Source organism: Endozoicomonas sp. ONNA1 (assembly GCF_024606325.1).
GTDB lineage: Bacteria > Pseudomonadota > Gammaproteobacteria > Pseudomonadales > Endozoicomonadaceae > Endozoicomonas_A.
The window spans coordinates 1-1,783 of record NZ_JAHHPN010000349.1 but is presented as its reverse complement, the minus strand read 5'-3'; the positions used below and the strand labels follow the sequence as shown (position 1 = coordinate 1,783).

Annotated in this window: 1 protein-coding gene; it reads left to right on the top strand. The window is 45.1% G+C overall.

Features of this window, described 5'->3' with window-relative positions; genetic code table 11:
* Positions 1–1,766, top strand: a 1,766-nt coding sequence (locus KDK19_RS07955; protein WP_257291697.1) for a hypothetical protein, incomplete at its 5' end; no start/stop codon positions are given.
* Positions 1,767–1,783: the final 17 nt, after the last annotated feature.

The following is a 1,783-nucleotide window of genomic DNA, read 5'->3' as shown; positions in this document are numbered from 1 at the left end:
TGGGCAGGGACGTCATTGTACGTGACAAGAACAAGATTTCATTATTGCTCGATTTGCCCATTGAAATACAATCCAAAATTTATAGCTATTTGCAGACCCGTGATATTGCCCATTTAACACGGGCAAATTCATACCTTAACAACACGCTCAAAAATGATACTTCAATGGCTAGGGCATGGTATCGCCAGATTGCTTCATCACACCAGGCTCTAATAAAGACAATCGTCACTGAAAAAGATAAGGATCAACTCGAGAATTGGTTGAGCCGGTTTACAATGGATAAGGCATTAGTCAAGTCAGTCATGGATCGTCATGGGAGTATTGACTTTCCTGCTCTGTTCTCTTTCACTCTCACTAAACTGATGATTGAATGCAAAACATTTATATTTGAGACAAAAGCCTCCCTCCCCAATAATGGCAAGATCAACTCTGCTACCTTCAGTGCCGATGGCCGCTATCTGGTGAGCGTCAGCGATAGTAAAACGGTGATAATCTTTGGTCGGGAGACCGATGGTTCATGGCAAGCAAAAGGCACTATCCCCCATAATGGTCGTGTCATATCATTCATGCTCAGTAACGATGGCCACTATGTAGTGACCGCCAGTGAAGATCGCAATGCGAGAATCTATGGCAAGAAGGACGAACATTCATGGGAAGAAAAAACCACTATTACCCATGATAATCGTCTCATGTCAGCTACCTTCAGCGCCAACGATCGCTATGTAGTGACCGCCAGTCACGATGGCAAGGCGAAAATCTATGGTCTGGAAGACGATGAGTCATGGGCAGAAAAAGCCATCATTAGCCACGATTCTTTAACATCAGCCACCTTCAGCGCCGATAGTTGCTATATGGTGACCACCAGTCTGGATCATACAGCAAAAATCTATGGCAAGATGAACGATGGGTCATGGATAGTAATAGCCATCATTTCCCATGACAAACCAGTCTGGTCAGCCAAATTCAGCGCCGATAGCCGACATATGATCACCTGTTGTGAAGGTAACAGGATGAAAATCTGTGGCCTTGAGAACGATGGGGCATGGGAAGAAAAAGCCATCTTTCCCAATGAGGATCGTTTCTTCTCTGTCACATTCAGCGTCGATAGCAGCCATATGGTAACCTCCGGTCAAGATGGCAGGGCGATAATCTATGGTCTGGAAGACGGATCATGGAACGAAAAAGCCATCATTTCTCATAATGATTGGGTCCTCTCAACCACCTTCAGCCCCGATAGCCGCTGTGTGATCACCCGCAGTAGAGATAAAAAGGCGAAAATCTATCGCCTGAACGATCATGGATCATGGGAAGAAAGAGCTACCATTTCCCATAATAAACAGATCAACTCAGCCAGATTCAGCTCCGATAGCCGCCATGTGATGACCCACGGTGAAGACAGGAAGGTAAAAATCTATGGCCGTAAGGTCAATGGATCCTGGGAAGAAAAAACCACCATTTGTAGTGGTTTGTATATTAGATCAGCATCCTTCAGCGCCGATGGCAGCCATTTGGTCACTGCCAATAACGATAATGTGTCGGAATTTATTTATCACCAGTTAAGACATACATTTTTTAGTTTACTCCCGCCGTTAGATTCTCATCTTGCTATTGTTTACGGTCAGGTAAGCGATGGGTCATGGCAAAAAAAAGCCACCATTTCCTATCCCAGAGGGATCGTGTCAGCCACCTTCAGCGTCGATGGCCATGTGTTGTCCATCCATGAAGATGAGTCGGCGAAAATCACTGAACTAAGCATGGATGAATGACTGATTGCTGTCACTCA